General features: G+C 64.2%; 25 protein-coding genes and 1 other RNA gene. 13 read left to right on the top strand and 13 right to left on the bottom strand.

Going from position 1 to position 25,932, the window contains the following annotated elements; genetic code table 11:
* Nucleotides 1–25 precede the first annotated feature (25 nt).
* The 3 genes from HLH35_RS14275 to HLH35_RS14265 form a co-directional block, all read right to left on the bottom strand.
* On the bottom strand, nt 26–1,825 hold the full coding sequence (locus tag HLH35_RS14275) for an FUSC family protein (protein ID WP_338029361.1): 1,800 nt from the start codon (nt 1,823–1,825) through the stop codon (nt 26–28).
* A 241-nt stretch (nt 1,826–2,066) separates the two neighbouring features.
* Nucleotides 2,067–2,969 carry a LysR family transcriptional regulator gene (locus tag HLH35_RS14270; RefSeq protein WP_182979780.1) on the bottom strand — a complete coding sequence of 301 codons (903 nt, stop codon included), beginning with the start codon at nt 2,967–2,969 and terminating at the stop codon, nt 2,067–2,069.
* 147 nt (nt 2,970–3,116) lie between these two features.
* The gene (locus tag HLH35_RS14265) at nt 3,117–4,169 is read right to left on the bottom strand and encodes an aromatic ring-hydroxylating oxygenase subunit alpha (protein WP_182979779.1); all 1,053 of its coding nucleotides are present in this window, start codon (nt 4,167–4,169) and stop codon (nt 3,117–3,119) included.
* A 106-nt stretch (nt 4,170–4,275) separates the two neighbouring features.
* Here HLH35_RS14265 and HLH35_RS14260 point away from each other — a divergent pair, with 106 nt between their 5' ends.
* The 4 genes from HLH35_RS14260 (at nt 4,276) to HLH35_RS14245 (ending at nt 9,820) form a co-directional block, all read left to right on the top strand.
* Nucleotides 4,276–5,223: a LysR family transcriptional regulator gene (locus tag HLH35_RS14260; RefSeq protein WP_182979778.1), complete on the top strand. Its 948-nt coding sequence runs from the start codon at nt 4,276–4,278 to the stop codon at nt 5,221–5,223.
* Between the two features lie 404 nt (nt 5,224–5,627).
* A complete protein-coding gene (locus tag HLH35_RS14255) occupies nt 5,628–7,049 on the top strand; it encodes a carbohydrate porin (RefSeq protein WP_246385123.1) in 1,422 nt (473 codons plus the stop codon).
* 159 nt (nt 7,050–7,208) lie between these two features.
* Nucleotides 7,209–8,462: an MFS transporter gene (locus HLH35_RS14250; protein WP_246385122.1), complete on the top strand. Its 1,254-nt coding sequence runs from the start codon at nt 7,209–7,211 to the stop codon at nt 8,460–8,462.
* A gap of 221 nt (nt 8,463–8,683) precedes the next feature.
* Nucleotides 8,684–9,820, top strand: coding sequence for an RNA-binding domain-containing protein (locus tag HLH35_RS14245; protein WP_182979775.1), 1,137 nt, complete (start codon nt 8,684–8,686; stop codon nt 9,818–9,820).
* Between the two features lie 28 nt (nt 9,821–9,848).
* Here the strand turns inward: HLH35_RS14245 and HLH35_RS14240 are convergent, their stop codons facing one another.
* From HLH35_RS14240 to HLH35_RS14210, 7 genes are all read right to left on the bottom strand, one after another.
* Nucleotides 9,849–10,544 carry a hypothetical protein gene (locus tag HLH35_RS14240; protein ID WP_182979774.1) on the bottom strand — a complete coding sequence of 232 codons (696 nt, stop codon included), beginning with the start codon at nt 10,542–10,544 and terminating at the stop codon, nt 9,849–9,851.
* Nucleotides 10,541–12,184 (bottom strand): RNA-directed DNA polymerase, encoded by a 1,644-nt coding sequence (locus HLH35_RS14235; RefSeq protein WP_182979773.1) that lies wholly within the window; start codon nt 12,182–12,184, stop codon nt 10,541–10,543. Before HLH35_RS14235 ends, HLH35_RS14240 begins: the two co-directional genes overlap by 4 nt.
* Nucleotides 12,185–12,706: 522 nt before the next feature.
* Nucleotides 12,707–13,522 carry a TIGR00282 family metallophosphoesterase gene (locus HLH35_RS14230; RefSeq protein WP_182979772.1) on the bottom strand — a complete coding sequence of 272 codons (816 nt, stop codon included), beginning with the start codon at nt 13,520–13,522 and terminating at the stop codon, nt 12,707–12,709.
* Between the two features lie 164 nt (nt 13,523–13,686).
* Nucleotides 13,687–14,292 carry a 5-formyltetrahydrofolate cyclo-ligase gene (locus HLH35_RS14225; RefSeq protein ID WP_182979771.1) on the bottom strand — a complete coding sequence of 202 codons (606 nt, stop codon included), beginning with the start codon at nt 14,290–14,292 and terminating at the stop codon, nt 13,687–13,689.
* Nucleotides 14,279–14,435: non-coding RNA, 6S RNA (ssrS, locus tag HLH35_RS14220), on the bottom strand. Before ssrS ends, HLH35_RS14225 begins: the two co-directional genes overlap by 14 nt.
* A gap of 9 nt (nt 14,436–14,444) precedes the next feature.
* Entirely contained in the window at nt 14,445–14,786 is a 342-nt protein-coding gene (locus HLH35_RS14215; protein ID WP_182979770.1) for a cell division protein ZapA, read from the bottom strand.
* A 3-nt stretch (nt 14,787–14,789) separates the two neighbouring features.
* Nucleotides 14,790–14,978: a hypothetical protein gene (locus HLH35_RS14210; RefSeq protein ID WP_246385115.1), complete on the bottom strand. Its 189-nt coding sequence runs from the start codon at nt 14,976–14,978 to the stop codon at nt 14,790–14,792.
* 201 nt (nt 14,979–15,179) lie between these two features.
* On the opposite strand from HLH35_RS14210, the gene HLH35_RS14205 reads away from it, so the two are divergent.
* Nucleotides 15,180–15,650 carry a hypothetical protein gene (locus HLH35_RS14205; RefSeq protein WP_182979768.1) on the top strand — a complete coding sequence of 157 codons (471 nt, stop codon included), beginning with the start codon at nt 15,180–15,182 and terminating at the stop codon, nt 15,648–15,650.
* A gap of 10 nt (nt 15,651–15,660) precedes the next feature.
* Nucleotides 15,661–16,287 (top strand): thiamine phosphate synthase, encoded by a 627-nt coding sequence (gene thiE, locus HLH35_RS14200; RefSeq protein WP_182979767.1) that lies wholly within the window; start codon nt 15,661–15,663, stop codon nt 16,285–16,287.
* Between the two features lie 16 nt (nt 16,288–16,303).
* On the opposite strand, the gene HLH35_RS14195 is transcribed toward thiE, so the two are convergent.
* The 3 genes from HLH35_RS14195 to epmA form a co-directional block, all read right to left on the bottom strand.
* The gene (locus HLH35_RS14195; protein WP_182979766.1) at nt 16,304–17,011 is read right to left on the bottom strand and encodes a fasciclin domain-containing protein; all 708 of its coding nucleotides are present in this window, start codon (nt 17,009–17,011) and stop codon (nt 16,304–16,306) included.
* Between the two features lie 65 nt (nt 17,012–17,076).
* Nucleotides 17,077–17,505, bottom strand: coding sequence for a hypothetical protein (locus HLH35_RS14190; protein WP_182979765.1), 429 nt, complete (start codon nt 17,503–17,505; stop codon nt 17,077–17,079).
* Nucleotides 17,506–17,615: 110 nt separating this feature from the next.
* Nucleotides 17,616–18,662 (bottom strand): EF-P lysine aminoacylase EpmA, encoded by a 1,047-nt coding sequence (gene epmA, locus HLH35_RS14185; RefSeq protein WP_182979764.1) that lies wholly within the window; start codon nt 18,660–18,662, stop codon nt 17,616–17,618.
* Nucleotides 18,663–18,709: 47 nt separating this feature from the next.
* Here epmA and HLH35_RS14180 point away from each other — a divergent pair, with 47 nt between their 5' ends.
* The 7 genes from HLH35_RS14180 (at nt 18,710) to HLH35_RS14150 (ending at nt 25,630) form a co-directional block, all read left to right on the top strand.
* On the top strand, nt 18,710–19,819 hold the full coding sequence (locus tag HLH35_RS14180; protein ID WP_182979763.1) for a lysine-2,3-aminomutase-like protein: 1,110 nt from the start codon (nt 18,710–18,712) through the stop codon (nt 19,817–19,819).
* Between the two features lie 40 nt (nt 19,820–19,859).
* On the top strand, nt 19,860–20,426 hold the full coding sequence (gene efp, locus HLH35_RS14175) for an elongation factor P (RefSeq protein ID WP_182979762.1): 567 nt from the start codon (nt 19,860–19,862) through the stop codon (nt 20,424–20,426).
* 106 nt (nt 20,427–20,532) lie between these two features.
* Nucleotides 20,533–21,363, top strand: coding sequence for an inositol monophosphatase family protein (locus tag HLH35_RS14170; protein ID WP_182979853.1), 831 nt, complete (start codon nt 20,533–20,535; stop codon nt 21,361–21,363).
* Between the two features lie 75 nt (nt 21,364–21,438).
* Nucleotides 21,439–22,254: an OmpA family protein gene (locus HLH35_RS14165; protein WP_246385114.1), complete on the top strand. Its 816-nt coding sequence runs from the start codon at nt 21,439–21,441 to the stop codon at nt 22,252–22,254.
* Nucleotides 22,251–23,336, top strand: coding sequence for a flagellar motor protein MotA (locus HLH35_RS14160; protein ID WP_182979761.1), 1,086 nt, complete (start codon nt 22,251–22,253; stop codon nt 23,334–23,336). Before HLH35_RS14165 ends, HLH35_RS14160 begins: the two co-directional genes overlap by 4 nt.
* 27 nt (nt 23,337–23,363) lie before the next feature.
* On the top strand, nt 23,364–24,335 hold the full coding sequence (locus tag HLH35_RS14155) for a peptidoglycan -binding protein (protein ID WP_182979760.1): 972 nt from the start codon (nt 23,364–23,366) through the stop codon (nt 24,333–24,335).
* Entirely contained in the window at nt 24,335–25,630 is a 1,296-nt protein-coding gene (locus tag HLH35_RS14150; protein WP_338029360.1) for a lipopolysaccharide biosynthesis protein, read from the top strand. Before HLH35_RS14155 ends, HLH35_RS14150 begins: the two co-directional genes overlap by 1 nt.
* The last annotated feature ends 302 nt before the right edge of the window (nt 25,631–25,932 follow it).

The raw sequence follows: 25,932 nt of genomic DNA, 5'->3' as shown, positions 1-25,932 counted from the left end.
CCCGCGCAAAGCCCGAAGCGGGACCCTACAGCCCCTCCTCCATCGCTGTCGCACAAGGCGGATGCCCGTCCTGCCGCACGATGGCCCGCAGCGCGGTCGCCAGATCCTCCCTTTCGGGAGCCTGCATGTCCGCCCGGCGCAGCAACGCCGGCACAAGCGGGGCCGCCCGCGCCGGATCGCGTGTCCATGCACGCAGAAACGCCGCCAGCCGCCGGGCAACAGGCACCGGCAGCGTGCAATCCGCCATGGCCTCGCGAATTTCAAGGACGCACATCCCCCGCACCGTGACGGCCATATGGGACGCGAAATAGGCAAGAAGCCGCTCACCCGGCACATCGCGTCCCGTGCGGACGGCGCGGACCATGCTGTCCGCATTCGTCATCAGCCAGGCGCGCGCCGAAGGCACGCTCCGGCTCGTCGCCAGCCCGGACAACCGCCGTTCCGCCCAGCCCATCGTGCGCCGCAGATGCTCGTCGGGCCGGAAAGGCAGAACCAGCCGGAACATCGCGCCCGCGAAGAAGACGGCGGCCAGAAACGCCATCGTCCCATTCAGGAAGGCGCTTTCGTCATACCGGCCGGCATTGGACGGCCCGATCAGCACCGGAAGAAACATGTTGAAGGAAAAGGCATGGTTGACCAGGCGCGGCGCGCGCGCGGCCAGGCCGCCGACCACCATGGGCACCAGCAGGCAAAAGGCCAGCATCTCCGGCGCGGTCACCATCGGCACGACCAGCAGCACATAGGCGCCCGCGACAAGGGCACACCACATCGCTCCACGCGCAAAGCCGGCCGAGGCCAGCACCGGCACCTCACGCGTCGCCAGCAGCCCATAGACCAGCACGACATAGGCAATAAACCCGATCCCCGACGGCCAGGCAGTGACATACCAGGCGACCGACGCCGCCAGCACACCCGCCGCCACGCGCGCGCCATTCCGCAGCCCCTGGGTCGCCTGCCGCACCGAACGGGTGCGAAACCGAAAACGATCCCCCGCACGGGGTTCCGCAATGGCATCGATATGCAGCGCCCCGGCATCCAGCGTCCGCCGCACGGCATCCCACGGCGCACCGGCCCGCCGCCGCGCCACGGCGGCCAGCAGGTCGGCCAATGCCGCGCGGGCATGGTCGGCCACCCGCCCGGCCGCGGGCCCCATCTCCAGCACATCGAATTCGATCCGGCCCGACGCCGCCATGATATCCGCCAGCAAGGCGCTTTCCGTCGCCGGCCCGGGCACAGCCCGCTGCCAGCTCTCCAGCCCCTGCCGGGCCGTCGCGGACACGCTGCGCAGGCGCGCCAGCAGCGCCCCCCGCGCCCGCTCGCGCAGACCGGGCGAGAACAGCATGGCCAGCACAGCCTCGCAGAGAATACCGAGCGCGATATACGTCCCCCGCGCCATCGCGATAAAGAACGCATCGTCGGGCGACGCGATACCGTCCGTGGCGACGATGGCGGCCGTAAAGCTCGCGACCAGAAAACCGTAGCTGCGATAACCGTCGAACACCGTCGCCAGACCGCAGCACAGCCCGGCCCACACAGCGAGACAGATAAAGAACAGCCCCGCCTCCTGCGGAAAGGCGGCAATCAGCGCCACCCCCACGCAGCATCCCACGACCGTACCCGCCAGGCGCCAACGCGCCTTGGAAAACGACTCCCCGCGCGAGGCCGTCGCCACGGTCCAGACAGTCAGCGGCGCCCATTGCGGGCGGCCCAGCTCCATCCACATCGCAATCAGCAGCGACAGGATAGCCGCGCACGACGTCCGGAGCGCAAACCCCAGATCGGCCCGCGAGGGCGCGAACAGCCAGCTCCATCGCCCCCCGATCACGCCCGCCCCCACCTTCCATTCGGCGGCGGACAGTGGCCGGAGCCACGGGCGGCGTCCAAGTCATTCTCGTGATCAGGTGATAAAGGCTGCTTATGATCCGGGAGAGAACGCTCTCTTCTTTTTCTGAAGAAAAAGAAGCAAAAAGACTTTTGATCCGTTCAGGGCCATCGCGTGCCCCAGCAAAAAACTCCAGAACGAATCAAAGTTTTTTGGTTCTTTTTTTCAAAAAAGAACATCCTTCCTACATAGCCAGCACATCCGTCAGCACAAGGCTGGACGCAACCTGCCAGCACCGCGCCATCAGCGCACTGGTCATCGTCTGCCGCACCCGCACCAGCCCGACCGAAGGGGTCGGCGACGGATCGAGCCGCCGGACCTGAAACGGCACCCCACCGGTGCGCGACGGCAATGCCGCCACCGGCAGGATCGACGCCAGACGCCCCGCCCGCAGTTCCACGTGCAACAGCTCCAGCGCATTCGTCTCGAACCGCACATCGGGGGTGCGGTCCGCCTCCGCGAAACACCGATCGACGATCTGGCGGCTGCGCATCGAACGGTCCAGCAGGCACAGCGGCAACCCGGCCGCCTCGCTCCACGCGCAACGCACACGCCCCGGCAGGGTAATACCCGGACCACCGACCAGCACATGCTGCTCGACATAAAGTTCGTGGGCCTCGAACAACCCGCCGGCCGGCAACTGGTCGAGATAGACGATACCCAGCCCGAAACGCTGTTCGGCCAGCCCGCGCAGGATGTCGCCATGCGCCGCGACGGTCAGTTCCAGATGCAGCGCCGGGATGGCGGCGCGCAGGCTCTCCATCAGCAGCGGCGCCAGTTGCTGGGCCGGCGGCATGACACCGATGGCCAGACTGCCGCCCGCGACCTCATGGGCAAAACCGGCCTCCTGCCGCAATCCGTCCAGCGCCGCGAGGCTCTGCCGCGCCCAGGCCAGCACACGCTCGCCCTCCGGCGTCAGGCCCAGCACCCGCTGCCGGCGGCGGATGATGGTCACCCCCAGCTCATGCTCCAACTGCCGGATCGCCGCCGAAAGCGCGGGCTGCGACACACCGCAATGCTCCGCCGCGCGCGAGAAATGGCGAAACCGATCGAGCGCCACGAGATAGGTCAACTGCCGGAGGAACAAGACGCCCTTCCTTCACACCACGGAACGTCCTGTTCTCCTCGCGGAATGTGCCCGCCCCGACAAGCCCCTGCCGCACCTGGAACCTGATCAAAACCTGTCTGGACATGCGCGCCGGATCGCCGCCAGCGCGCATGTCCAGACAGGTTTTCAAGCCGTGAAGAAGCTGCTGAATCCTTTTGCCCGCAACGCCCGCCGATAGGCGATGGAACTCCGATCGGCCATCACATGCGCTTCCAGCGTAGGGTCCAGCGGCAGGTTCTCCGGCCTCTGGGCCTCGACAATGGCCCGATCCTCCTCGAAGACCCGGCGATTGAATGCGTAGACATCCTCGATCGGCATTTCCTTGTCGAAATTGCGACAGATGGGCGCAAACATCCGGGTCTTCCGCGCCGAAACCGGCGAGGCCGCATTCATGATCACGAGCCGCCCGTCATCGGGGAAATGAATCTCCAGCGTGGCGGTAAAGGGCACATGCACGCGGAAATGGCGCAGCCATTCAAACCCCGGCCGCCCCCGGTCCGACACGCCGATCGGATAATTGCCGACGCTGCTGCGATATTCGGCCTCGAAACCGCTCGGCGTCGGGACGGGCATATAGGGCGGCACCACCGCATTGCCCGGATCGGCGAAGGTCTCGGTATGAACGAAGGCGAAATGCGCCACGTCGATGAACCCCTCCACCTGCCGCCCGGCAAATCCCGCAATGTCGATCCACGGGCAGGTGATCTGCTGAAAGGCCGGGTCATCCCAATGCGGCATGGGCGGAAGGACAGGCTCCCCCTCCGGTGCCAGACAGGTCCAGATCAGCCCATAGCACTCGACCGCCGGATAGGTCCGCAGATGCAGCCGGGGCGGGATGTTATTGTCCGGATTGGCCGGAACATGCCTGCACCGCCCCTCGGCCCCGAAGACGAAACCATGATAGGCACAGGCGATCGTCTGGCCGTCGCCCTTGCCCATGCTCAGCGGCACCCCGCGATGCGGGCACAGATTATCCGCCACCACAATGGATTCACCGGCCCGATAGAGCACCAGCGGCACATCCAGCAGCGTCACGCCCAGCGGCGCGCGGCCCAGCTCTCGCCCCAGCGCGACCGGATACCAGCACCGGGCCAGCAGCCGCCAATCCTCGGGCAGAAAGGTGCAGTCGCGCGGCAATGCTCTGTCGGCCGGGGCCGGGCTCTGGAGAACGTCAGACATCGGGGGCCTCCTGCAATACGGGTCGGCCACCATGGTTTCATGCCTGTCGCATTCGCGTATATATCAGAATTTCATCTTCCCCGTTCGCAAAATCAGAGCACCCGCCATGCCGGCCTTCTCACGGTTCCTGCTCTATTTCCTGGCCGTCGCGCGCCACGGTTCCATCCGCCGCGCCTCCGATGAATTGCGGATCGCCGCCTCGGCAATCGACCGGCAGCTCCTGCAAGGCGAGCAGGCCCTCGGCACCTCCCTGTTCGAACGGCTGCCCACCGGCATGCGCCTCACCGCCGCCGGCGAAATCCTGCACGCCCACGCCCGCCGCTGGCATCGCGATTTCGAAGACGTGGCGCGGCAGATCGACGATCTGAAAGGATTGCGCCGGGGCCAGGTCACCCTGGTGGCGCCGGAGGCCCTGACCCGCTCCTTCCTGACCGGCATCATCGCCCGTCTGAGGCAGACCCATCCCGGCATCGTCCTGAATCTCCGCGTCCACGACAATGCGGAAATCGCGGGCCTGCTCGATGACGGAGAGGCCGACCTGGCCCTGATGCTCGACCCGGAGGGCATACGCAGCCTGCATGTGCGCAGCGCGGCCCTGTTTCCGCTGGGCTTCGTCTCGCCCCCCGGCCATCGGCTGGCCCGGCTGGCATCCACGCGCTTTTCCCTCTGCGCCGACGAACCGACGATCGTGCCGGCCTCCCCCCTCGCCGTTGCCGCGATCTTCGCACGCCTCGAAGCCGATTGCGCCGTCACCGCGCGGGTGGCGACAACCAGCAACAATGTACAATTGATCAAATCCCTGGTGGCCGCCGGCACGGGCATCAGCCTGCTGAGTTCCCTGGACGTGATGGATGAGGTCGCGCACGGCCAGCTCTGCTTCACCAGACTGGCCCACGCCTCGGTGCGTCCGCTGGCCCTGTCCCTGGTCCACGACCGGGGCCGGCATCTCTCGGCCGCCGCCCGGCTGGTCGCCGACATTCTCGATCACGCACTGGCCGATCTCGCAAACATGCACGACAATCCCGGCCATGTTCCCATAGCGCCCGGTCTCTGAAGTCACCAGTTGGTGAAGACAGCCTCTCACGACCCGGTGAAGCGCGGCACACAATGAACCGTAACCCAATGGTTCAGAAAATATTTCTCGATTTCGGCAAAACTCATTCGAATAAAACATAATTTATATTCAGACCGGCATCTATTGTCCTTCCGGCATGACAATGCTGAGAATGCCCCCACAGACGATGTTTTCATGCATCATGAAATAATAACAAAGAATCGGCTAACGATACCATGTCCCTCGCGGTGACTGCCTCCTCTCGCGCACGTCCCTGTCCGGACAGAATGCCGTTTGCAGCAAATCCATTTGCCGACGCCCTCCACACCAAGGCGCCCGATATCCGCATCATCATCAACGACCGAACATCCCTCACCGTCTCACTGCTCGTGGCATTGCTCTGCATGACCGCATCCACCTGCCTCGGTGCGACCAACAGCCCGGCCGCAACAATCACACAGGTGAAACAGAAGCGCCCGCTCGCCGAAGACAGGCTGAACCCGCTCTTCGAGGGGGAAAGCCTCTCCACCCTGCTGGCGCCCGAGGACGATGCCCTGCGCGCCGGCGACCCGAGCGCCGATTATTTCGCGATCGACCGCTCCTCGGGCAATCTGCTGCCGCAGGCCAAACCATGGCGCCAATGGCTGAGCCAACGCGGCTTCACCTTCGACATGATCTACAAGGCCGAGGGCATGGCCAATATCGCGGGCGGCCTGTCCCAGGGCATGGATTATGTCCATGACCTGCGCGTGACCATGCTGTTCGACCTGGGCAAGCTGCTGGGGCTGGACGGATGGTACGTCCACGGGCTGGTCATGAACCGCGAAGGCCGCCAGGTCGGCTGGGACCATGTCGGCGAACGCAATGTCCTGCTGACCGAATTATGGAGCATCCACGGCCCCGCCGCCGCCCGACTGGCCGATCTCTACGCCGAGAAATCGTTTCTCGGCGACCGGCTCAACATCAATATCGGCCGCATCGCGCTGACCCACACCTACGGCACCTCGGCGCTGCTGTGCACGTTCATGATGCAATGTTCCGCACCGATGGCCATCCGCGAACCCCCGGGCTGGAGCGTCTATCCCAAGACCTCATGGGGCGGCACGCTGCGCTTCCGGCCGCTGCGCGACCTGACATTGCGCACCGGCATCTACAAGATCGCCCCCAAGCCCGAGGACAATACCGGCTGGGCCTGGGCCAGCGAGACCACCACCGGCATCCAGACACCGGTGGAACTGACATGGGAACCCTTCTTCGGCCCGCACAAGCTCGTCGGCCACTACAAGTTCGGCTACGGGCACGACACCTCGCCCTATGCGGACATGATCGGCACCGTGCCGGCCATCGACCGGGAAACGACCCGCGCCCATGCCGACAGGCCGCGCGACACGTTCTATATCGAGGCCGACCAGATGATCTATCGCACCCAGGGCACCAGCCAGATGTCCGGCGGTTACCTGATGGCCGGCTATATCCACAATACGCCGAGCATCTCCACCTTCGCCGACGAATTCTATTTCGGCACCGCGCTGCTCGGGATCGTGCCCGGGCGCCCCTTCGACCGGCTGGGCCTGATGTATTCCTATTACCAGATGAGCCCGCGCCTGGCCTACGGGCAGCGGCTGCGGCAGGACGCCGGCCTGCCGCTCGGCCCATACGTCACGGGCCCGCAAACCCATTCGGCGGTGCTGGAGGCCTATTACAGCATGCCCGTTCTGCCGGGCCTGATCCTCTATCCCGAATTCGAATATATGATGCGCCCGGGCGAAACATCGGTCATTCCCAACGCAACATTGGTCGGCATCAAGATGATCGCCAATCTGTAACCCCGCCATGCCGGGGCCATCGCCCGAATATGATCGCACGGCCGCGGTAAACTAAATATCAGGCGCATCTTCGCCAAACCGATGCTCTCTACAGAAGAGCAGGCAAAACGCGCCGGACCGGAAAAGCGCTTGCAAGGGATGGAAACAGGCATGAACGACATGGCAGCCGCACCGGCGACGATCACAGGACAGGCGCAGACCTACGACGTGGCGACCTCCCGCCATGTGGTCCTGGCCTCCCTTCTGGCATGGCTGCTCGATGCCTGCGATTTCTTCATCGTGCTGTTCACGCTCGACGATGTCGCCCGCAGTTTCCACGTCTCGCTGCAAAGCATCCTGCTCGCCCCGACGCTCACCTTGCTCACCCGCCCGATCGGCGCCTTCCTGTGCGGGCACGCCGCCGACCGGTACGGGCGCAAACCGGTCATGATCGCCACCATCATCGTCTATTCCGCGATCGAGATCCTGTCCGCCTTCGCCCCCAACCTCGCCATCTTCCTGCTGCTGCGCACCTTGTTCGGCGTGGCGCTGGGCGGCGAATGGGGCGTGGGCACGTCGCTGATCATGGAGAGCATCCCGCCCTCATGGCGCGGCACCGCCTCGGGCATCCTGCAGGCCGGCTACCCGGCCGGATACCTGCTGGCGTCTCTGGTGTTCCTGCTGCTGCCCTTCGTCGGCTGGCGCGGGCTGTTCATCCTCGGCGGCAGCGCCCTGCTGGCGGCGGTCTATATCTGGCTGCGCGTGCCCGAAAGCCCCGAATGGCTGCGCCGCCGGCACGACCAGAGCGCCCGCGCCACCAAGCCCCCCAGCCTGTGGTTCATCGTCCGCAACAACGCGGCGCTGTGCGTCTTCGCAATCACCCTGATGGCCGCCTTCAATTTCATGAGCCACGGCTCGCAGGACCTGTATCCCAAGATCTTCCTGGGGCTGGAACGCCACCTGCCCCACCCCTCCATCACGCTGATCGTGGTGCTCTACAACATCGCCGCCATCGTCGGCGGCCTGTTCTTCGGCGTGCTGTCGCAGAAGATCAGCCGCCAATACAGCATCGCGCTGGCCGCCTTCCTCACCCTGCCCTTCCTGCCGCTGTGGGCGCTCTCCCACTCCCCCTTCTGGCTCGCCGTCGGCGCCGTCTGCATCCAGTTCTGCGTCCAGGGCGCCTGGGGCGTCGTCCCCGCCTATCTCAGCGAACTCTCCCCCGCCTCGGTCCGCGCCACCTTCCCCGGCCTCGCCTACCAGTGCGGCAACCTCATCGCCGCCAGCAACGCCCTGCTCCAAACCGCCCTCGCCACCTGGTTCGGCACCGGCCTCGCCCCCGCCATGATGCTCACGGTAGGCACCGCCGCAACAGTAGTCCTGACCCTGATCCTCCTCAACGCCCGCCTGTATGGCCGTTATCGACCCATTCAATGAATGGCGGCTATATCGTCAGGAAAGATGTCGGCTCTCGCCCCTCATATCGAACGTAATGAGCATACTGACGAGAGCCGGAAAATGGACGACCGTTCATCGAACAACATCGCCATACCACAATTCCACTCCGCATACTCCAGATGAACGATATGAGTTATAATACTACCCTAAGTGATCGCGGGTAGAAAATTTTATGACGAATATCTAGGGGAAAAAATAAGGTGTTACGGGACGTGCCATTTGAAAATATTCGAGAAGAAAATATTATATTTCTTATCGAAAATTCAACCACAGAAGACCTTTACATCGAATTTAAGTCTGAAACCTATGGAACAAATGACGAGGCAAAACGCGAGCTGCTTGCTGACGTTTCTGCATTTGCGAACGCGCAAGGAGGCGATCTTCTCCTTGGAGTAGGGGCTGAGGCAGGGCAGGCAAATGCTCTTCCAGGAATAGGAATGATCGACGCGGACAAAGAAATTCTAAGGCTGGAGAGCATTATCAGAGACGGTCTGGAGCCACGTGTAGCAGGTATACGATCACGCGCGCTGAGACTCGCATCCGGTGAACAAATTATTGTTATAAGGATACCGGCCAGTATGATTGCGCCCCATCGCTCGGTCGCAAGTAAAGGCGGTAGGTTCTATCGCCGGAACAGTGCGGGAAAGTATGAAATGGATATACAAGAGCTTCGGGAAACCTTTACTGGCGGGGAGCACCTCGCTGACCGTTTGACTGGGATCCATGAGATAGCTGTTGCTGCCGCCAAGGGCAGGAACATGCCGTTTTCAATCGGCACACTGCCGGCTGCTGTGTTATCCCTGACGCCGCTCGACTACTTTCGACAGACACGGGATGTAGAACTTGACGAATTTAACTCCCAGCAACCTTACTTGAGGCGGCCCTCACCAACGTCGTGGATGACTACTCTGGAAGGAACGCTCATCCATGGGCTCCCGACGGAAAATGGTGTTTCCATGGTCGAAGGATATGCTCATACGCACCGATCTGGCCGCATTGAAGCAGCATGGAGGCTTGGCGGCCCCAGCCAAACCTCATCTGAAAGCGAAGCGCGCTTAGTGTTCGCCAATTATTTCGAAGGTGGCCTGTGTGATCAGGCGATGACAGCAGCAAATCGTCTAACTCAGATGGGCATATCCGGACCATGGGTCGTAGCTGTAACGATCCTCAACATTAGGGGTTATGATCTTCAACGCGACCATTTTAATGGAACCACGGCTTATCGCGATGAGGCGGCTCTCCCTTCCTTACGACTTGAGCGTATTAGCGCAGAGACGCTTACGCCTATTTTCAATACTTTCTGGAGGTTATTCGGTCATAAGCGCCCGAATAGGTAGCGGCTAACTGAGACTGGCCACTTCCACCCTATCGCGATATATCTCCACTTGATACCGCCAGCACCACATTATCACACAATTCCTGTGCTGATTGTCCGGATATTTCTCGGGAAACTTCATCAAAGTTCATCTCAAACCAAACACTTCGGCGTGGATTGAAAATACCAATGCTCTCGAGGTCGAATTGTCTGGACGCATGATTGAGCGCATAATAAGTCACCAGTTGTTTAATATCCACACTCCTAAACGGACGGTCGACTGCTTTAATTTCAAAGAGGCAGGAGCCCGAAATCACATCCGCTTCCGAGCTATCAACATATCCACAGCCTTTAAAAATTGGCCTAATGTAAAGTTCTTTACCTCTCCGTCCAAAAAATCCCACCAAACTCTCTTCAAGATGCTTCACTTGATTCTTTTCTATAAGTGACAACGGCAGATCCAACTCTTTTGAGTCATCCATCAGAGGGATTAGTCTCTTTTTCGTTTCAGTGAATGCAGCTGTATCCAGTTGACTTGGGTCGAGGCCAGAAGCACGCCCACAGAACCGTGCAAACGCAAATTCGGAGACGAAAGCTGCACGGATTTTCTCCCGTGGCTTATCGATTGGAGGTGACCATCTCTCGGTGTATTCAAGATTGAGACGTCGAACGAAGTGCTCCGACGTAGGCGCATGTTCAGCCCAGAATGCGTTATGCAGTGTGGCGAAACTAGAAGCATCGATCACAACGGGAAGTCCTTTCTGCCCCTGCCAACTCGGTCTCCCGCCCAAGAAAGAATAAACTTCTCAAATGGGTTTAACTCTTTCCTTATATGTTCACGCCAATGCTTTCCCTCATCCCTCAGGGCATAAGACGCAACCAAAAGAGCTCGCTTTTCAGGTCCGCTAAGTTGCCTGTACTGATTCCGAAGGTCGGATAGCCAGTACCAATCGCCCCAGAGCGCCATAATCAGAATAATATCTCGTCGAACAATATCAGATTTTCTAGTCTCGTAAATTTCCTTTATTAGCTGTTGATTTTCCTCTGTGTTCAAGTGCTGAAGAACCCTAAGGGCAAAGCAGAGATGGACATCAACTCGAAAAACATGAGATTCGGAGTGAATCAACGCAATAATATTCTCTGTAAGGCGCTTCTGAGCATTATCCCCCAATTCTCCAAAAACCCGATCCATCATGATTAGCGCGGACGAGAAAATTGGATAAAGAACATCACTATTTTCTATTACAGACAAAACCGCGTCGTCTTTAGTGCGACCTTCAAGATAATGAATTGCTGATACTATCTTGCGGGAAAGAGCAATGTGAACGCGAGACTTCGCAAGTTCCTCCTTCAGCAGTCCCAAAATATCAAAATTTCTAACTTCATTTTTTAAATTCTGATAATCCTCCTCGGCTGTTGGCGAGTAGGGGTCAAACCGCAGAGAAAAACTAAGCAGTAGCTTCGATCGCTCATGTTTATCTGCGATGACTTTACCTTCTTCTTCAGCAATCCCGTCATCCAGTGGCTCTTGAACCGGACACGTCGCACGAAATTCAGAAGTTGTCATGATTCTCGTTTTTGATTTTTGAAGAGAAAGACCTTGATTTTCAAATAATTTCTCGGATAAAAAAATGGTCTGCCTGTAAGCTTCTTCTCGACTGTGTGCGAAAAGATGAAAATCATCAGCAAACCTTACAAAAGGAATACGCTTGCCCTGCAGAAGGCGGTCAATTTGGTTAATTGTCAGTTCAGATAAAATACGTGCTGCAGGACCACCAATGGGCAGTCCGAAGGAACGTGTATTTGAAAAGTTGGCGAGGAATGACATAATTTTCTTCGGGTATGCCGTCTCGCCTGCAATTTGAAGAAGTGCATTTTCGAGTCTGTGATGACCGAGCCTTGGGTAGAATTCACTTATGTCGCAGGTGGTGACAAACTCATAATCTTCACAATGCCTTAGCGACTTCATCATAAATGCATGCCAGCTGAAATTACGATCAAATAGATCGCCTGTTTTTTCATCTGGCCGGTAGCGATAAGAATAAATTGTTTCTGCGTCTATCCTAATTCTGGTGGCCTCTATTTTCGCAGAGAGAGCGATGACACAGCTAAGAAAATGCGCGTTCCAGACGGGGTCCATTTGGGTGCCCCAACGAAATCCATAATATGAGACGGGTATTAATGCGTTGGTATTCGATGGTGGAAATCGCGCAAGATAATCATCAAAGTTTTCGTCATATTCACATATCAGATCAACAAAAAGATCCGATTTATCGTAAATTGCGTGCCCTTCAAATGACCGAGGGAAAATGTCTGTATCGCCATGTTTGATAAGGTTTTGAACAGCAATTTTGGCGGCTACACGAAATTCATCTTTTTTGACCATCGATCACTTTCCGTCAAATCGTGTCTGGAGATATTGAAGGCACAATACTTAACAACCGCCGCGAATGATCAGCTTGCTACAAAAGTACTCGGAGGACAAGGACAAGAGCACAGCCGTTCGCCGCCCGTTGCCTCCCTTTATTAAACTTACCGTGAATGGCAGATTTCTAGACTGAATTAACCACTCACAAATGATTACCAGGGCAACAGTACCATCATTAACACCCACCTTTTAAAATGACGGCTTTTCTTTCCTCTTTGCCAGAAGCCGGACATTCTACTTAGCCGCCCAAGCGGTCATGTTTGAAAAAGGGTGCCATCACTCAATAAATGCCCCCCCCTGACGGGATAGGCCGCTCGGCTTTGGGTTCGCGAACATAAATTGACGAGCGGGAACGCCACAAAGCGGTATGCTCTGTCGTGCGTTTCCCCGCCTCACTGCTGAGTGCGCCTTATTGGCCACGAGCATCACAATATGGGAAACGGGTACCAGTAGCCTCTACACCCATTATCCGTCCTAAATTCAAAAATCCGGCATCGTAGGTGCCAACAACCCGCCTATACGCAGCGGCGCCATCCGACGAGCCAACCCGGTAGCATCATCGGTTTCCACCATCATGCCCGCCACCGTCGCCACCCCTTCCGCCGGCTGCAACCGCTCACCAGGCATCCGGCGCAGGAACCGCGCAATGGCCGCGTCCTTGCCCATGCCGATCACACTGTCATAATCACCGCACATGCCCGCATCGGTCTGGTACGCCGTGCCACCGGGCAAAATGCGATGGTCGGCTGTAGGCGTATGGGTATGCGTACCCACCACCAGCGAAGCCCGCCCATCCAGCACATGCCCCATCGCCCATTTCTCGCTCGACGCCTCGGCATGGATATCCACCACCACCGCATGCACCGTCACCCCCAGCCGATGCCGCGCCATGATGTCGGTCACGGCGCGGAACGGATCGTCCAGCGCCTCCATGAACTGCCGCCCCATGACATTGATCACCAGCGCCTTGCGGCCATCCACCAGCTCCACCACCACACTGCCCTGTCCAGGCGTGCCGGGCGGATAATTGGCCGGGCGGATAATGCGCGGCTCGGCATCGATCTGGCCCACCAGATCCTTGCGATCCCACGCATGGTTCCCCAGCGTCACGACATCGACGCCAGCCGCAAACAGGTCACGGGCGATAGGCAGTGAAAGGCCAAACCCATGGCTCGCATTCTCGCCGTTCACCACCACCAGGTCCAGGCGCAGATCCCGCCGCAGATTGGGCACCGCCTCCATCACCGCCTCGCGCCCCGTGCGGCCGACAATGTCGCCCAGAAACAAGATCCGCACCCGTTTTTCCTTCTTCCACGTTGGGGCCGCCATCCTTCTTTTTCTGAAGAAAAAGAAGCAAAAAGACTTTTATCCGTTCAGGGACATCGTATGTCCCCAGCAAAAAGCTCCCGAACAGATCAAAAGTTTTTTGGTTCTTTTTTCCAAAAAAGAACAGAAACCCCTCACACCCGAATCACTTCCCGCTCCGTCACGATCAACGGCAGCGGCACATCATACGGCCCCACCGGCACTGCCGGCACTTCCTGCGCCGACAGGCCGAAGCCCACCGCCGGCACGCCGGGCAGCCCGGCCAGCGTGCGGTCGTAATAGCCGCCCCCGTATCCCAGCCGAAACCCCCGCCTGTCAAAACCCAGCAGCGGCACGAACACCAGATCAGGCCGCGCCGCAGGCCCATCGGGGTGCAGCGTGCCAAAACGGCCAGGATGCATGACCGCCTCGGGCGACCAGCGATGAAAGCGCAAAGGCTGCCCACGCGGCGGCGTTTCCGGCAGCAGCACGCCATACCCGTCCTCATGCAGCCCGGCGCACAGGCCGCGCAGATCCACCTCGCCCGGCAACGGCCACACGGCCGCGACACAGGCCCCCGGCGGCAACACGGCGCGGACATGCTCCCCCATGCGGCGGCACAGCGCCGCAGCGGCCCCCGGCGCGGGCGCGGCCGCACGCACGGCACGCAAATGCCGGCGCAGCTCGGCCTTCGCCTCCACCAGCGCAGGCGGATCGGATGCGGGAAGATCGGATGGGGTTGGAATGTGCGGAGCCGCCATGACCGTTGGTCTTTCAGCCCTCCCGGACCTGCTCACGCAGGTGGGCGCCAGATAACATGACCAGGATCACGCCAGAGCCAGCTCCCTAAGGAAGTGCTTATCGGCCCAGGGGTTGAGTTGCCTGACAAGTCCGGCAGCCCCGCTCCCCATATTTAGGGATGTTCGAGCGCCGCCGCAATGCTCTCGGCGCGCTCGACCAGCAAGGCCAGCTGTTCGCGCCGGCGCTCGTTCTCCACACGCGCCTGCCGGCCCTCGGTCAACTGGCGCGCGGTATCCGCAGGCATCTTCTCGACCGAGAGGTCATGGATCTCATCGGCCATCAGCAAAGCCGCCAGGGCCAGGATGCGGGCCTCGCCACTCTGCCCACCAATGGCGCGGATATGCTCGATCCGGCGCTCGACCTCCATCGCCATGGCCTGGAGATGGCGTTCCTGGCCGTCCTTGCAGCCGACGACATAGGCATAACCGTTGATGCGGACCGTGACCTGCGCCATGGCTCAGCCCTCCTCCATGCCGTCAATATCCTCGTCCGGCCCCAGCACGTCGCGCACCCGCGCGATCAGGGCGTCGATATTGGCCGCCAGCGTCTGCAGGTCAGGGCCCGGGGCCACCGCCTCGTCCCGACGATCCAGGGCAAAGGCAATACGGTTCAATGCCTGTTCCAGGCGGTCTGCGGGATCGGTCATCCCCCAGGCAACCGGGCTGTCCGGTCCATCAGCGTGCCCCACGGTCGTCATTCCCGTCACTCGGCGTCTCGGTCGCCGTCCAGACCCATGCGCCGGCAGCAATCCGCCACGCATATCCCGCGCGGCCCGCTCGCCAGTCCACATATCCGGACAGACACTCACTCTTGAACTGATCGCCCGCGCGGGGTTCAACGTCAAGCAATGATCCACCCTCCGATCCCCCCGCGCGTCTTCGTCGTCGCCTCGGCGGTCGAGGTCCGCGCAATCCTCTCCGTGCTGCCCGCGCACGACACGCCCGGCACACCTTGCATCGCCCTGCTGTCACCGGCCGACGCCGGCTGTTTCATGGGCCCCGCCTGGTGGCGCGCGCTCCTGGCCGAAACCGAGGCCTCACTGCCCGCCTTCCTCGATTGCGGCACGGCGGCAGGCCGCGCCGCCGAGGCCCTGGGGCTGGGCCTGCGCCATATCGTGCTGCACGGCACCGGCCGCCAGGCAGACACGATCCAGCGTCTGGCCCACACGCTGAGCGCAACCTGCCTGCCCGGCCGCCCGCCCCATTGGGTGGTGGGCCCCACCCCATCGCCCGAACGGCTGCGGGCCTATATCGCCGGCACGAATGGCCCACCGATCCGCCCCTGCCCCCCTGTCGTTGCGACGCGGGGCGCCGTATGATCGACCCACGATGTATGATTGTCAGCTTTATCTCGTCACCCCCCCGGTCCTGGACCCGGTCGCGTTCGCGCCGGATCTGGCGCGCGCCCTCGATGCCGGCCCCGTCGCCGCCGTGCAGTTGCGCCTGAAGGACGTATCCGACGATGCGATCCTCCGCGCGATCGACACCCTGCGCCCGGTGGCGCAGGAGCGCGACGTCGCCTTCATCCTGAACGACCGGCCCGACCTCGCCCGCCGCAGCGGCTGCGACGGCGCCCATGTGGGCGGCGAGGACACGGACGCCACCGCCTCCCGCGCCCTGCTGGGCGACGCCTTGCAACTGGGCGTGTCATGCTATGACAGCCGGGATCTGGCGATGCGCGCGGGCGAGGCCGGGGCCGATTACGTCGCCTTCGGCGCGTTCTTCCCCTCACCGTCCAAGGAGACCGAGATCCGCGCCTCCGTGGAACTGCTGACCTGGTGGAGCGCAATGATGGAACTGCCGGTGGTGGCCATCGGCGGCATCACCCCCGAAAACTGCGCCCCCCTGGTGCGGGCGGGGGCGGATTTCCTGGCCGTGATCAGCGCCGTCTGGTCGCACCCCGAAGGCCCCGCCGCCGGCGTGCGCGCCATGAACGCAGCCATAGACGCAGCCTGAATAGAAGCCGGCCCGATCACCCGGTCCGGGCCGGCGCCCCATCATCCGAGGCCGGCGGCGCCGCCCCCAGCAGCGAGCGGGTCAGATACAGCACCCCGTTGGATTGCGGCATCCCGTCGATCCAGATCGGCGCCACGCCCCCGGCCCCGTCCGACAGCACCAGCCGCCCCGTCGCCGGGTCGCGCCCCACCAGCACCGCCCCGCCGGCAACCGTCGGCAGGCTGACCCGGTTACCGGGCGCCGCGGCGACCATCTGGCGCAGCCGCTCCGCCGGATAGGCCCCGCGCACGATGCTGTAGGCCAGCGCCCGATGCAGCACCGCCGGCGCCGGCACGCCACCCGACGGGCCGGATGCACGGGCCAACTGCTCCATCGGCAGGTTGGGCACGGCAAACACGGTGAACGGCCCCGCCTGCCGCAACGGCGCCATCATCCCGGCCAGATCGAGCGCCCGCGTATAATCGGCCAGTTCGATACTGCCGCGCAGGGTCTCGTTCAGCGGCCGGTCGCGATAGATCGGCGTGTCGGGCGCGCCATAGGCCACCTGACTGTCCGGCCGCCCCTGATCCAGCGCCGGAATGTAGCTGTGCTCGACCGAAACGGTGGGAATGGCGGCCGCCCGGCTGTCACCACGGACCACGAACGGGTCCTGCCAGGCCGCCGGCGCACAGGCCGCGACAGGACATGCCAGCAGGCCGGCCATCAGAACGCGCGCCGCACTCATTCCACCCCCTTTGCGGGGCGGACCCGGCGCCGCCCCGTCGTCATGCCCGCCTCAGCGGGCGGCAATCAGCATCCGTCGCCCCGCATCGTCCAGCCCGACACCCGGCCGGCAATGACCTCGAAGGTCGTCTGGCAGGTGCTGGTATAGACGGTGCCGCCCATGCCACCCCAGCCGCCGCCCCAACCGGGACCCCAACCGGGGCCGCCCCAGCCGCCTCCCCAGCCACCCCAACCGCCGCCCCAGCCGGGGCCGCCGCTCCAACCCCAGCCCCAACCGCCGGCACCGGGCGAATAATTGGTCTCGCTGTCGATATAGGCCAGGAACGTATGGCCCTGGGCCTCATAGGAGCGCGTGGGCACGCCGAACGTGCGGATCACATCCACCTCGCCCCGGCCGACCATCGAATTGAGCAGCTTCCGCTGCTCGGGAGAGGGCACCTCGCACGCCGTCAGGGCGAGCAGGGCAGCCAGCGGTAGGAGCGAGAGGTATTTCATGATCCGGTTACCGATCTACAGGATAGAATTTATCATGACGTTAACGTAGCATAACCGCCACGGCGTACGAATTGGGGATGAAATTACAAATATTTCAACCCGTCCTTAGTTCAGCCCATCCATAAGATGTCATTTATGCGGGCCGTCCCCGCCGCCAACATGACCAGCCGATCAAATCCCAGTGCAATGCCCGCGCAGGGCGGCAGATGCGCCAGCGCCGCCAGCAGGGCCTCGTCCATCGGCCAGTCCAGCCCGGGCGCGGTGCCATACAGCGCCGCCCGCCGGGCCCGGTCCTCCACAAAGCGCCGGCGCTGCTCCACCGGGTCGGTCAGCTCCTCGAACGCGTTCGCCAGTTCCATGCCGGCGGCATAAAGCTCGAAGCGCAGGGCGGTGCGCGGATCGGCCGGGTCGCGCCGCGCCAGTGCCGCCTGGCTGGCCGGCCAATGCGTCAGGAATGTCGGCCGGTCCTGGCCGATCGCGGGCTCCACCCGCTCCATCAGCAGGCGGAAGAACAGATCCTCCCACGTCTCGCCCTCCCGCAGGGCACACCCCGCCGCCACGGCCAGCGCGCCGGCATCGCCCTCGGTCGGCAGCAGGTCCACCCCCGCATGCCGGGCAAAGGCCTCCTGCATCGTCAGGCGCTCGAACGGTATGTCCAGCCGCAGGGGAACGGCGTCCGCCAGCCCGGCCGGGCGCGCGACGACCGGCGGCAGCACCGCGCGCATCAGCGCCTCGGTCTCGTCCATCAGCGCAGACAGCGATGCGCCGGGCCGGTACCATTCCAGCATGGTGAATTCCGGGGCATGCAGATGGCTGCCCTCTTCGTTCCGCCACACGCGCGCCAGCTGGAAGACCGGCAGGCCGGTGGCGGCGACGATCCGCTTCATGGCGAATTCGGGGCTGGTATGCAGGAACAGCGCCTCGCGGGTGCCGTCATGATGCCGCCGTTCGGTGCGGAACACCTTCAGATGCACTTCCTCGCCCGGGGTCGGCACGGCATAGGGCGTGTCGACCTCCAGATAGCCCCGCGCATCGAAGAAGGCACGCACCCCGCGCGCCACCAGCGCCCGCCGCCGCAGCAGCGGCAGCCGGCCGGCAATGCGGTCGGGGTCCCGATCCGGCACGGAAAAAGGGGCTGAACCGCCGCGATCGGTCATGCACGACTCCTGTTGCGGGACGAAGACCGGTCGAGTAGAGCCAGCCGATGACACGATCGGTCAACCATCCCCAGGACGATTTCGCCCCGCAATCGGGCCGGACCCTGCGCGACATCCCGGCCCTGGTGGCCGCCGGACTGGTGCCCCCGGATGCCGCTCCGGCGCTGGAAGACGTGGCCCGGCAATACGCCACCGCCATCCCCCCCGCCTTCGCCGCATTGATCGAACGGCCCGACGACCCGATCGGCCTGCAAGTCATCCCCGACGCCGCCGAACTGGCCGTGGCGGCGCATGAACGCGCGGACCCGATCGGCGACGACGCGCTGTCGCCCGTCCCCGGCATCGTCCACCGCTATGCCGACCGCGCGCTGCTCAAGCCCCTGCTGGTCTGCCCGCTCTATTGCCGCTTCTGCTTCCGGCGCGAACATGTGGGCCCCGACGGCGGCGTGCTGGACGACGCCGCCCTGGCCCGCGCGCTCGACTGGCTGCGCGACCACCCCGCGATCCGCGAGGTGATCCTGACCGGCGGCGACCCGCTGATGCTCTCCCCCCGTCGGCTGGGCGCGATCGTCCGCGCCCTGGAGGCGATGCCCCATGTCACGACCATCCGCATCCACAGCCGCGTGCCGGTGGCCGATCCCTCCCGCATCACCGACGCACTGGCCGATGCGATGCAGACCGACCGCGCCATGTGGGTGGTCATGCATGCCAATCATGCCAGCGAATTCACCCCGGCCGCCCGCGCGGCGCTGCGCCGCATCCAGGCACGGGCCATCCCGGTGCTGGGCCAGTCGGTGCTGCTGCGCGGCGTCAATGACAGCGTCGCGGCGCTGGAGGGGCTGTTCCGCGCGATGGTCGAGGCAAGGTTGAAGCCCTACTATCTGCACCAGCTCGACCCCGCCCCCGGCACCGCGCGCTTCCACGTGCCGATCGCCGAGGGCCGCCACCTGCTGGCGGGCCTGCGCGGCCGGGTGACGGGCCTGGCCTGGCCCACCTACACGCTCGACATTCCCGGCGGGCACGGCAAGGTCCCGCTGGGGCCAGACTATCTGGAAACCGGCGATGACGGGCCCGTGGTGCGCGATCCGGCCGGCGGCCGCCACAAACTCGACGCGGAATCCGCCCCCAACCTTGCCCTCGGCGCCCGAGAGCGTTAGAAGCCCGCCTTCCATACCCCATAGTCAGACAGGGCCCACCATGAAACAGCAGGCGAACCTGATCCGTGCCGGACAGGTCATCGAGCACGAAGGCCGTCGCTGGACCGTCCTGAAGCAGCAGATCATTACCCCCGGCAAGGGCGGCGCCTTCATCCAGGTGGAGATGCGCGACCTCAAGACCGGCAACAAGACCAACGAGCGCTGGCGCACCGCCGACACCGTCGAACGTCTGATGACCGAGGAAAAGGAATATACCTATTCCTACATGGACGGCGACAATGTCGTGCTGATGGACCCGGAGACGTTCGAGCAGACGCTGATCCCGCTGGGCCTGCTGGGCGACCAGGCGCCGTTCCTGCAGGACAACATGACGCTGGTGATCAACCTGGTCGAAGGCGACCCGGTGGGCGTGCAGCTCCCCGCGCAGGTAACGCTGGAAATCGTCGAGGCCGATCCGGTCGTGAAGGGCCAGACGGCCAGCTCGTCCTACAAGCCGGCCAAGCTGTCCAACGGTGTCAAGACCATGGTGCCGCCCTTCATCGAAGCCGGCGAACGCATCGTCGTCCGCACCGAAGACGCCAGCTACGTGGAACGCGCGAAGGGCTGAGGCCCCCGCGCTGCGTTTTTACCGTTCCACAGAACATCTTTGCGTGATGAGGTAAGTCGACCTCATCACGACCCGCTCCAGCCAGACAGGACCGACCGCCGTGGCCATGCGACTCTCTCCCCATATGACGGTGATGCAGAACGCGGCGCAGAAAGCCGCGCGGCGCCTGCTGCGCGACTTCAACGAAGTCGAGCAGCTTCAGGTCAGCATCAAGGGCCCGGGCGATTTCGTCTCGCAGGCCGACCTGCGCGCCGAAGCCGCGATCCGCGAGGAGCTGGAGCGCGCCCGCCCCGGCTACGCCTTCCTGATGGAGGAAAGCGGCGCCTCGGGCAGCGACAACTGGACCTGGCGCTGGATCGTCGATCCGCTGGACGGCACCACCAACTTCCTGCACGGCATCCCGCACTGGGCGATCTCGATCGCCCTGCAACGCCGCCTGCCGGATGGCACGATCGAACTGGCGGCGGGCCTGGTCTACAACCCGGCCGCCAACGAGATGTTCTGGGCCGAAAAGGGCGTGGGCGCGTTCCTCAACGAACGCCGCCTCCGCGTCTCGGCCCGCCGCGACATGCACGAGGCCCTGTTCGCCACCGGCATCCCCTTCGCCAAGGTCCCGGCGCAGCGCCGCCTGCCCTTCGCCCGCACGCTGGGCGCACTGATGCCGCACGTGGCGGGCATCCGCCGCTTCGGCGCGGCGGCGCTGGATCTCGCCTGGGTGGCCGCCGGCCGGTACGAAGGCTTCTGGGAGCTGGGGCTGAAGCCGTGGGACTGCGCCGCCGGCCTGCTGCTGGTGCGCGAAGCCGGCGGCTACGCTACCGACCCGGATGGCGCCGACCTGCACGACATGGGCGATTCGGTCAATGTGGTGGCCGGCAACGCCCAGTTGCACGGAAAGCTGCGCGAACTGGTGGCGGACAGCCTGACCGCGCGGCCCTGAGCCGCGCCAGCCTCTTCGCATCCTCGCACGCCGCCCCTTCGACCCGCGGGCGATCTGGTCTAGGCTGCCCCGATCATGCCCGATATCCGCCCCGCACGCTCCCCGCGCTCCGGCCTCCGCCGCCCGCCAGCATCCCGCGCCCTGCTCGCGGCCGTCTCGGTGCTGGGCGGACTGGCATTCACCCCGGCCCACGCGCAGGTCACGACCGACGACAGCGCGCTGTCCGCCCTGCCGGGCGCCAAGGCGCCGAAACCGCGCCCGACCCACACCGCACCGGCGCACGCGCCCGCCGTCAGGCCGGCCGGCCCTTCGGCCCCCTCCGCCACGCCGGCACCGGCACCGGCTCCCACCCACCCTGCGCCGCCGCCCACCATTCCCGCCGCGCCGCCGCCCCCACCGATCATCCGCCCCCCCGTGGTCGATATCCCGCTCCATCCCCCCGCCCCACCGCCGGAAGTCCCGGTGAAGGCGGACGCCAAGGGCACGGCCGCCGACCTGCCCGCCGGCCTGCGGCTGACCTTCGCGGCCGGCAGCGCGGACATGAACGCGGCCATGATCGACCGGGTGAAGGGCTTCGCCACCACCCTGCTGCAAGTACCCTACGCCCGGGCCGAGATCGACGCGACGGCCTCCGGCGCGGCCGACGACATCTCCACGCCCCGCCGCCTGTCGCTGGCGCGCGGCCTGGCGGTCCGGTCGATCCTGATCCATGCCGGCATCGCCTCGACCCGGATCTATGTCCGCGCGATCGGCGTACCTCCTCGCGGGGCAAAAAGCCCGGACAGCGTGAATGAAACGTTTCCGGATCATGTTGACGTGACCCGGTCGGATATGGTCGCCTCGGCACCCCCGCCTTCCCCCGCCCCTTCGGAGCAGCGTCCCGCACCGTGACCCAGCCGACCACATATCTTCTGCGTATCGTCCTGTTCCTCACCGCTGTGGTGCTGGCGGCCGGCGCCCTGGGGCGCATGCTGTACACCGCCTTTTTCAACAACCCGATCCTGGACGGGCTCATCCTGGGCATCCTGGCGCTCGGCATCGTCTGGAACGTCCGGATGGTCCTGCGGCTGATCCCCGAGGTCCGCTGGGTGGAAACGCTGCGCCAGCCGCGCGACGGCCTGGCCCAGCCCACCCCGCCGACCCTGCTGGCGCCGATGGCCTCGATGCTGGCCACCCGCAACCGCTCCGACCGGCTGGTCCTGTCCACCCCCGCGATGCAGTCGATGCTCGACAGCCTGTCCTCGCGCCTCGACGAGGGGCGGGAACTGTCGCGCTACATGACCAACCTGCTGATCTTCCTGGGCCTGCTGGGCACGTTCTATGGCCTGCTGCTGACGATCTGGTCGATCGCCGACGTGATCACCAGCCTGTCGGTCGGCTCGGGCGACCTGAACGCGATGTTCGACCAGTTGAAGACCGGCCTGGCCAAGCCGCTGCACGGCATGGGCACCGCCTTCTCGGGGTCGATGTTCGGTCTGGCCAGCGCCCTGGTGCTGGGCTTCCTGGACCTGACGGCGGGCCAGGCCCAGAACCGCTTCTTCAACGAGTTGGAGGAATGGCTGGCCGGCCTGACCCGCATCGGCTCCAGCCTGGGCACCGGCGACGGCGCCGACGCCGGCATCCCCGTCTACGTCCAGGCCCTGCTGGAACAGACCGCCGAAAATCTGGAAAAGCTGCAGGCCCTGATCGCCCGCGGCGAGGAAGGGCGCCACCAGCAGCAGGCCCTCCTGGTCAGCCTGAACGACCGGATCGGCGTCATGACCGAGACGATGCGCGCCAGCCATGTCCTGATGCAGCGCATGGCCGAGGATTCGGGCCAGCAGCAATTGCGCGGCATCGAAGCCCAGCTGACCCGCATCCTGTCGGATATGGAACAGGGCCGCACGCAGATCGCCACCGACCTCCGCGGCGACCTGCGCCTGCTGACGCGCACCATCGCCGCGTCCGCACCCGCCGGCGCGCGCGCGCCCTGATCGCCCCCCGGACCCCGAGGTAACAGCATGGCACGCCGCCGCCGCCAGACCCATGCCGGCCTGGACGCCTGGCCGGGATATGTGGACGCATTATCCACCCTGCTGATGGTCGTCATCTTCGTCCTGCTGGTCTTCGTGCTGGGGCAGGCCTTCCTGTCCGTGGTGCTGGCCAAGCGCCAACAGGCGATGGAGCAGCTGACGCAGCAGGTCAGCAAGCTCAACGACATGCTGGCGCTGGAGCATGATCGCACCCACACGCTCCAGCTCTCCGTCGCCTCGCTGCGCTCGGCGCATGACAAGGACGTGGCGATGGCCTCGTCCCTGACCGCCCAGGTGTCCCAGCTCACGGCCGAGCGCGACAATCTGGCCCAGGCCAGCCAGCAGCAGGTCACGGCCCTGGGCGCGCAGCTCGAGGAACTCCGCCACCAGCTCGGCGCCGCGATGACGATGCTGGATATCTCCCAGCAGCAGGTCCATGACCGCGACCACAAGATCGACGATCTGGGGCTGAAGCTGAACGTGGCCCTGGCCGACAAGGTCGAGCAGCTCCAGCGCTACCGGTCGGAATTCTTCGGCCGCCTGCGCGACATCCTGAAAGACCAGGACGGCGTGCAGGTCGTCGGCGACCGTTTCGTGTTCCAGAGCGAGGTCCTCTTCCCCCCCGGCAGCGCCGAGCTGTCGCCCAAAGGCGTGGCCGAGATCCGCACCCTGGCCCGCACCTTCCGCCAGGTCTCGGGGCAGATCCCGTCCGCGATCCCCTGGATCATGCGGGTGGACGGCCATGCCGACCGCCAGCCGATCCACAGCGCCTTCGCCAGCAACTGGGAATTGTCGTCGGCCCGCGCGATCACCGTGGTCAAGCTGCTGATCGCGGAAGGCATCAGCCCCCAGCATCTGGCCGCCACCGGCTTCGCCGATTTCCAGCCGCTGGACAGTCACGATACCCAGGCGGCCTACGCCCGCAACCGGCGCATCGAGTTCCGCCTGACCGACCGCTAGTGTCTTCCCAGCCGCCCGGGCAGGTTGCCCGGATCTTCCGCAATACCGGTTACCTGCTGGGCGGCAAGGGGATGGCGGGCGTGCTCGGCTTCCTCACCACCGCGCTGGTCGTGCGCGCGCTGGGGCTGGAGGGATATGGCACGCTGCTGCTGATGCATGTCTGCGCCTCGTCCTTCTCGGTCGGCACGCGCTTCCAGTCCTGGCAGCCCCTCCTGCATTTCGGCAACACGCTGTTCGCGCGCGGCGAGCAGCCACGCTTCCAGACCCTGCTGCGCCACTGCATGATGCTGGACGGGCTCGGGGCCCTGGCCGGCACGGCGGTGGCCTTGGCCGGGGTGGCCGCCTTCGGCCATATTTTGGGCTGGCCGGCCAGCGCCCAGGGGCTGGCGCTGGTCTACATGACCTCCGTCCTGTTCATGAACAGCTGCTGGGCGCTGGGCGTGCTGCGCCTCACCGACCGCTTCCGCCAATCCGCCCTGGCCGATCTGGCGATCAATACGACCCGCCTGACGGGTACCCTGCTGGGCATGGGTCTGCACTGGCATCTGGGGGGCTTCCTGACGGTCTGGTATCTCGGCACCGTCATGTCCTTCCTGGCCAATTGCAGCCTGGCATGGGTGGCCATCCGTCATACGCCCAGCATGCACGGCTTCCGGCTGACGGGCACGATCTGGCAGACGGGCTTCAAGGGCGTCTGGCGCCTCACCCTGTCGACCAGCGGCAACCAGGCGCTCGCGGCCCTGACCTCCCGCGTCACCGTGCTGCTGGTGGGGGCGGCGACCAATCCCGCCGCCGCCGCCATCTACAGCGTGACCTGGCATGTCTGCGACGCCCTGGCCCAGCCGGCGCAATTGCTGACGCCGGCATTGTATCCCGAGTTGATCCGCCTGCGCGACCAGGGCGACCGCGCGGGCATGCAGCGCATCATGTTCCGCATCTTCCAAGTGCTCGGCCTGTTTTCCGCCGTGGCGCTCCTGACAGCCGCCACGGTCGGTCCCTGGGTGTTCCAGACCCTGCTGGCGGTCCGAACGGACGATCTGGCGTTGCTGATGCTGCTGACCTCGGCGGCGATCCTTGATCTGTGGGACGTGCCGCTGGAACCGTTCCTGGTTTCGCTGGGCTATGCCCACCGCCTGTTCACCGGCCGCATCGCCGCCACCACGCTCTGCCTGCCGGTGCTGTACGGGCTGGCACGCCTGTGGAGCGTGAACGGGGCGGGCATCGCGACCCTGCTGGCCGAAGCCCTGATCCTCTCCACGCGCGTCGTCCCGTTCCTGCGCCTGCGGCACCTGTAACGCGACAGGGGCTGCAGCTCCTGCAACCGCTCTCCAGAAGCTGACCGGAAATGTGGGCTGGCGAGCGAGAGCGGCCCGAAGGGTCGCGCCCGGCGTGGGTTTCCAAGCATCGGGGCGGAGCGGCCTCGGAGGCTGCGAGCACCGAAGAACAGGAAACGCGCGTCGGATCGCCGCCGGCGCGCATTTCCGGTCAGGCTTGTCTTATGCATTCCGTGTCGCTGCGTGCGACAAAGGACTGATTTTTCCGGGGTGGCCACCCCGGAAAAATCAGGAAGGGGACGGGTCGGTGACAGGCAGACCGT

Origin of the sequence: Gluconacetobacter asukensis (assembly GCF_014174375.1) — a bacterium.
GTDB classification, from domain to species: domain Bacteria; phylum Pseudomonadota; class Alphaproteobacteria; order Acetobacterales; family Acetobacteraceae; genus Gluconacetobacter; species Gluconacetobacter asukensis.
The sequence above is the reverse complement of the archived record's forward strand: the minus strand, read 5'-3'. Positions and strand labels throughout refer to the sequence as shown.

What these genes read in the sequence shown, in the direction of transcription:
- HLH35_RS14170 (WP_182979853.1), top strand. Translation starts at nt 20,533, where the DNA reads ATGCGACTCTCTCCCCATATGACGGTGATGCAGAACGCGGCGCAGAAA.
- thiE (WP_182979767.1), top strand. Translation starts at nt 15,661, where the DNA reads ATGTATGATTGTCAGCTTTATCTCGTCACCCCCCCGGTCCTGGACCCG.
- HLH35_RS14215 (WP_182979770.1), bottom strand. Translation starts at nt 14,786, where the DNA reads ATGGCGCAGGTCACGGTCCGCATCAACGGTTATGCCTATGTCGTCGGC.
- HLH35_RS14225 (WP_182979771.1), bottom strand. Translation starts at nt 14,292, where the DNA reads ATGGCGGCTCCGCACATTCCAACCCCATCCGATCTTCCCGCATCCGAT.
- HLH35_RS14255 (WP_246385123.1), top strand. Translation starts at nt 5,628, where the DNA reads ATGACCGCATCCACCTGCCTCGGTGCGACCAACAGCCCGGCCGCAACA.
- HLH35_RS14260 (WP_182979778.1), top strand. Translation starts at nt 4,276, where the DNA reads ATGCCGGCCTTCTCACGGTTCCTGCTCTATTTCCTGGCCGTCGCGCGC.
- HLH35_RS14180 (WP_182979763.1), top strand. Translation starts at nt 18,710, where the DNA reads ATGACACGATCGGTCAACCATCCCCAGGACGATTTCGCCCCGCAATCG.
- epmA (WP_182979764.1), bottom strand. Translation starts at nt 18,662, where the DNA reads ATGACCGATCGCGGCGGTTCAGCCCCTTTTTCCGTGCCGGATCGGGAC.
- HLH35_RS14165 (WP_246385114.1), top strand. Translation starts at nt 21,439, where the DNA reads ATGCCCGATATCCGCCCCGCACGCTCCCCGCGCTCCGGCCTCCGCCGC.
- efp (WP_182979762.1), top strand. Translation starts at nt 19,860, where the DNA reads ATGAAACAGCAGGCGAACCTGATCCGTGCCGGACAGGTCATCGAGCAC.
- HLH35_RS14235 (WP_182979773.1), bottom strand. Translation starts at nt 12,184, where the DNA reads ATGGTCAAAAAAGATGAATTTCGTGTAGCCGCCAAAATTGCTGTTCAA.
- HLH35_RS14250 (WP_246385122.1), top strand. Translation starts at nt 7,209, where the DNA reads ATGGCAGCCGCACCGGCGACGATCACAGGACAGGCGCAGACCTACGAC.
- HLH35_RS14210 (WP_246385115.1), bottom strand. Translation starts at nt 14,978, where the DNA reads ATGACCGATCCCGCAGACCGCCTGGAACAGGCATTGAACCGTATTGCC.
- HLH35_RS14190 (WP_182979765.1), bottom strand. Translation starts at nt 17,505, where the DNA reads ATGAAATACCTCTCGCTCCTACCGCTGGCTGCCCTGCTCGCCCTGACG.
- HLH35_RS14155 (WP_182979760.1), top strand. Translation starts at nt 23,364, where the DNA reads ATGGCACGCCGCCGCCGCCAGACCCATGCCGGCCTGGACGCCTGGCCG.
- HLH35_RS14195 (WP_182979766.1), bottom strand. Translation starts at nt 17,011, where the DNA reads ATGAGTGCGGCGCGCGTTCTGATGGCCGGCCTGCTGGCATGTCCTGTC.
- HLH35_RS14205 (WP_182979768.1), top strand. Translation starts at nt 15,180, where the DNA reads ATGATCCACCCTCCGATCCCCCCGCGCGTCTTCGTCGTCGCCTCGGCG.
- HLH35_RS14265 (WP_182979779.1), bottom strand. Translation starts at nt 4,169, where the DNA reads ATGTCTGACGTTCTCCAGAGCCCGGCCCCGGCCGACAGAGCATTGCCG.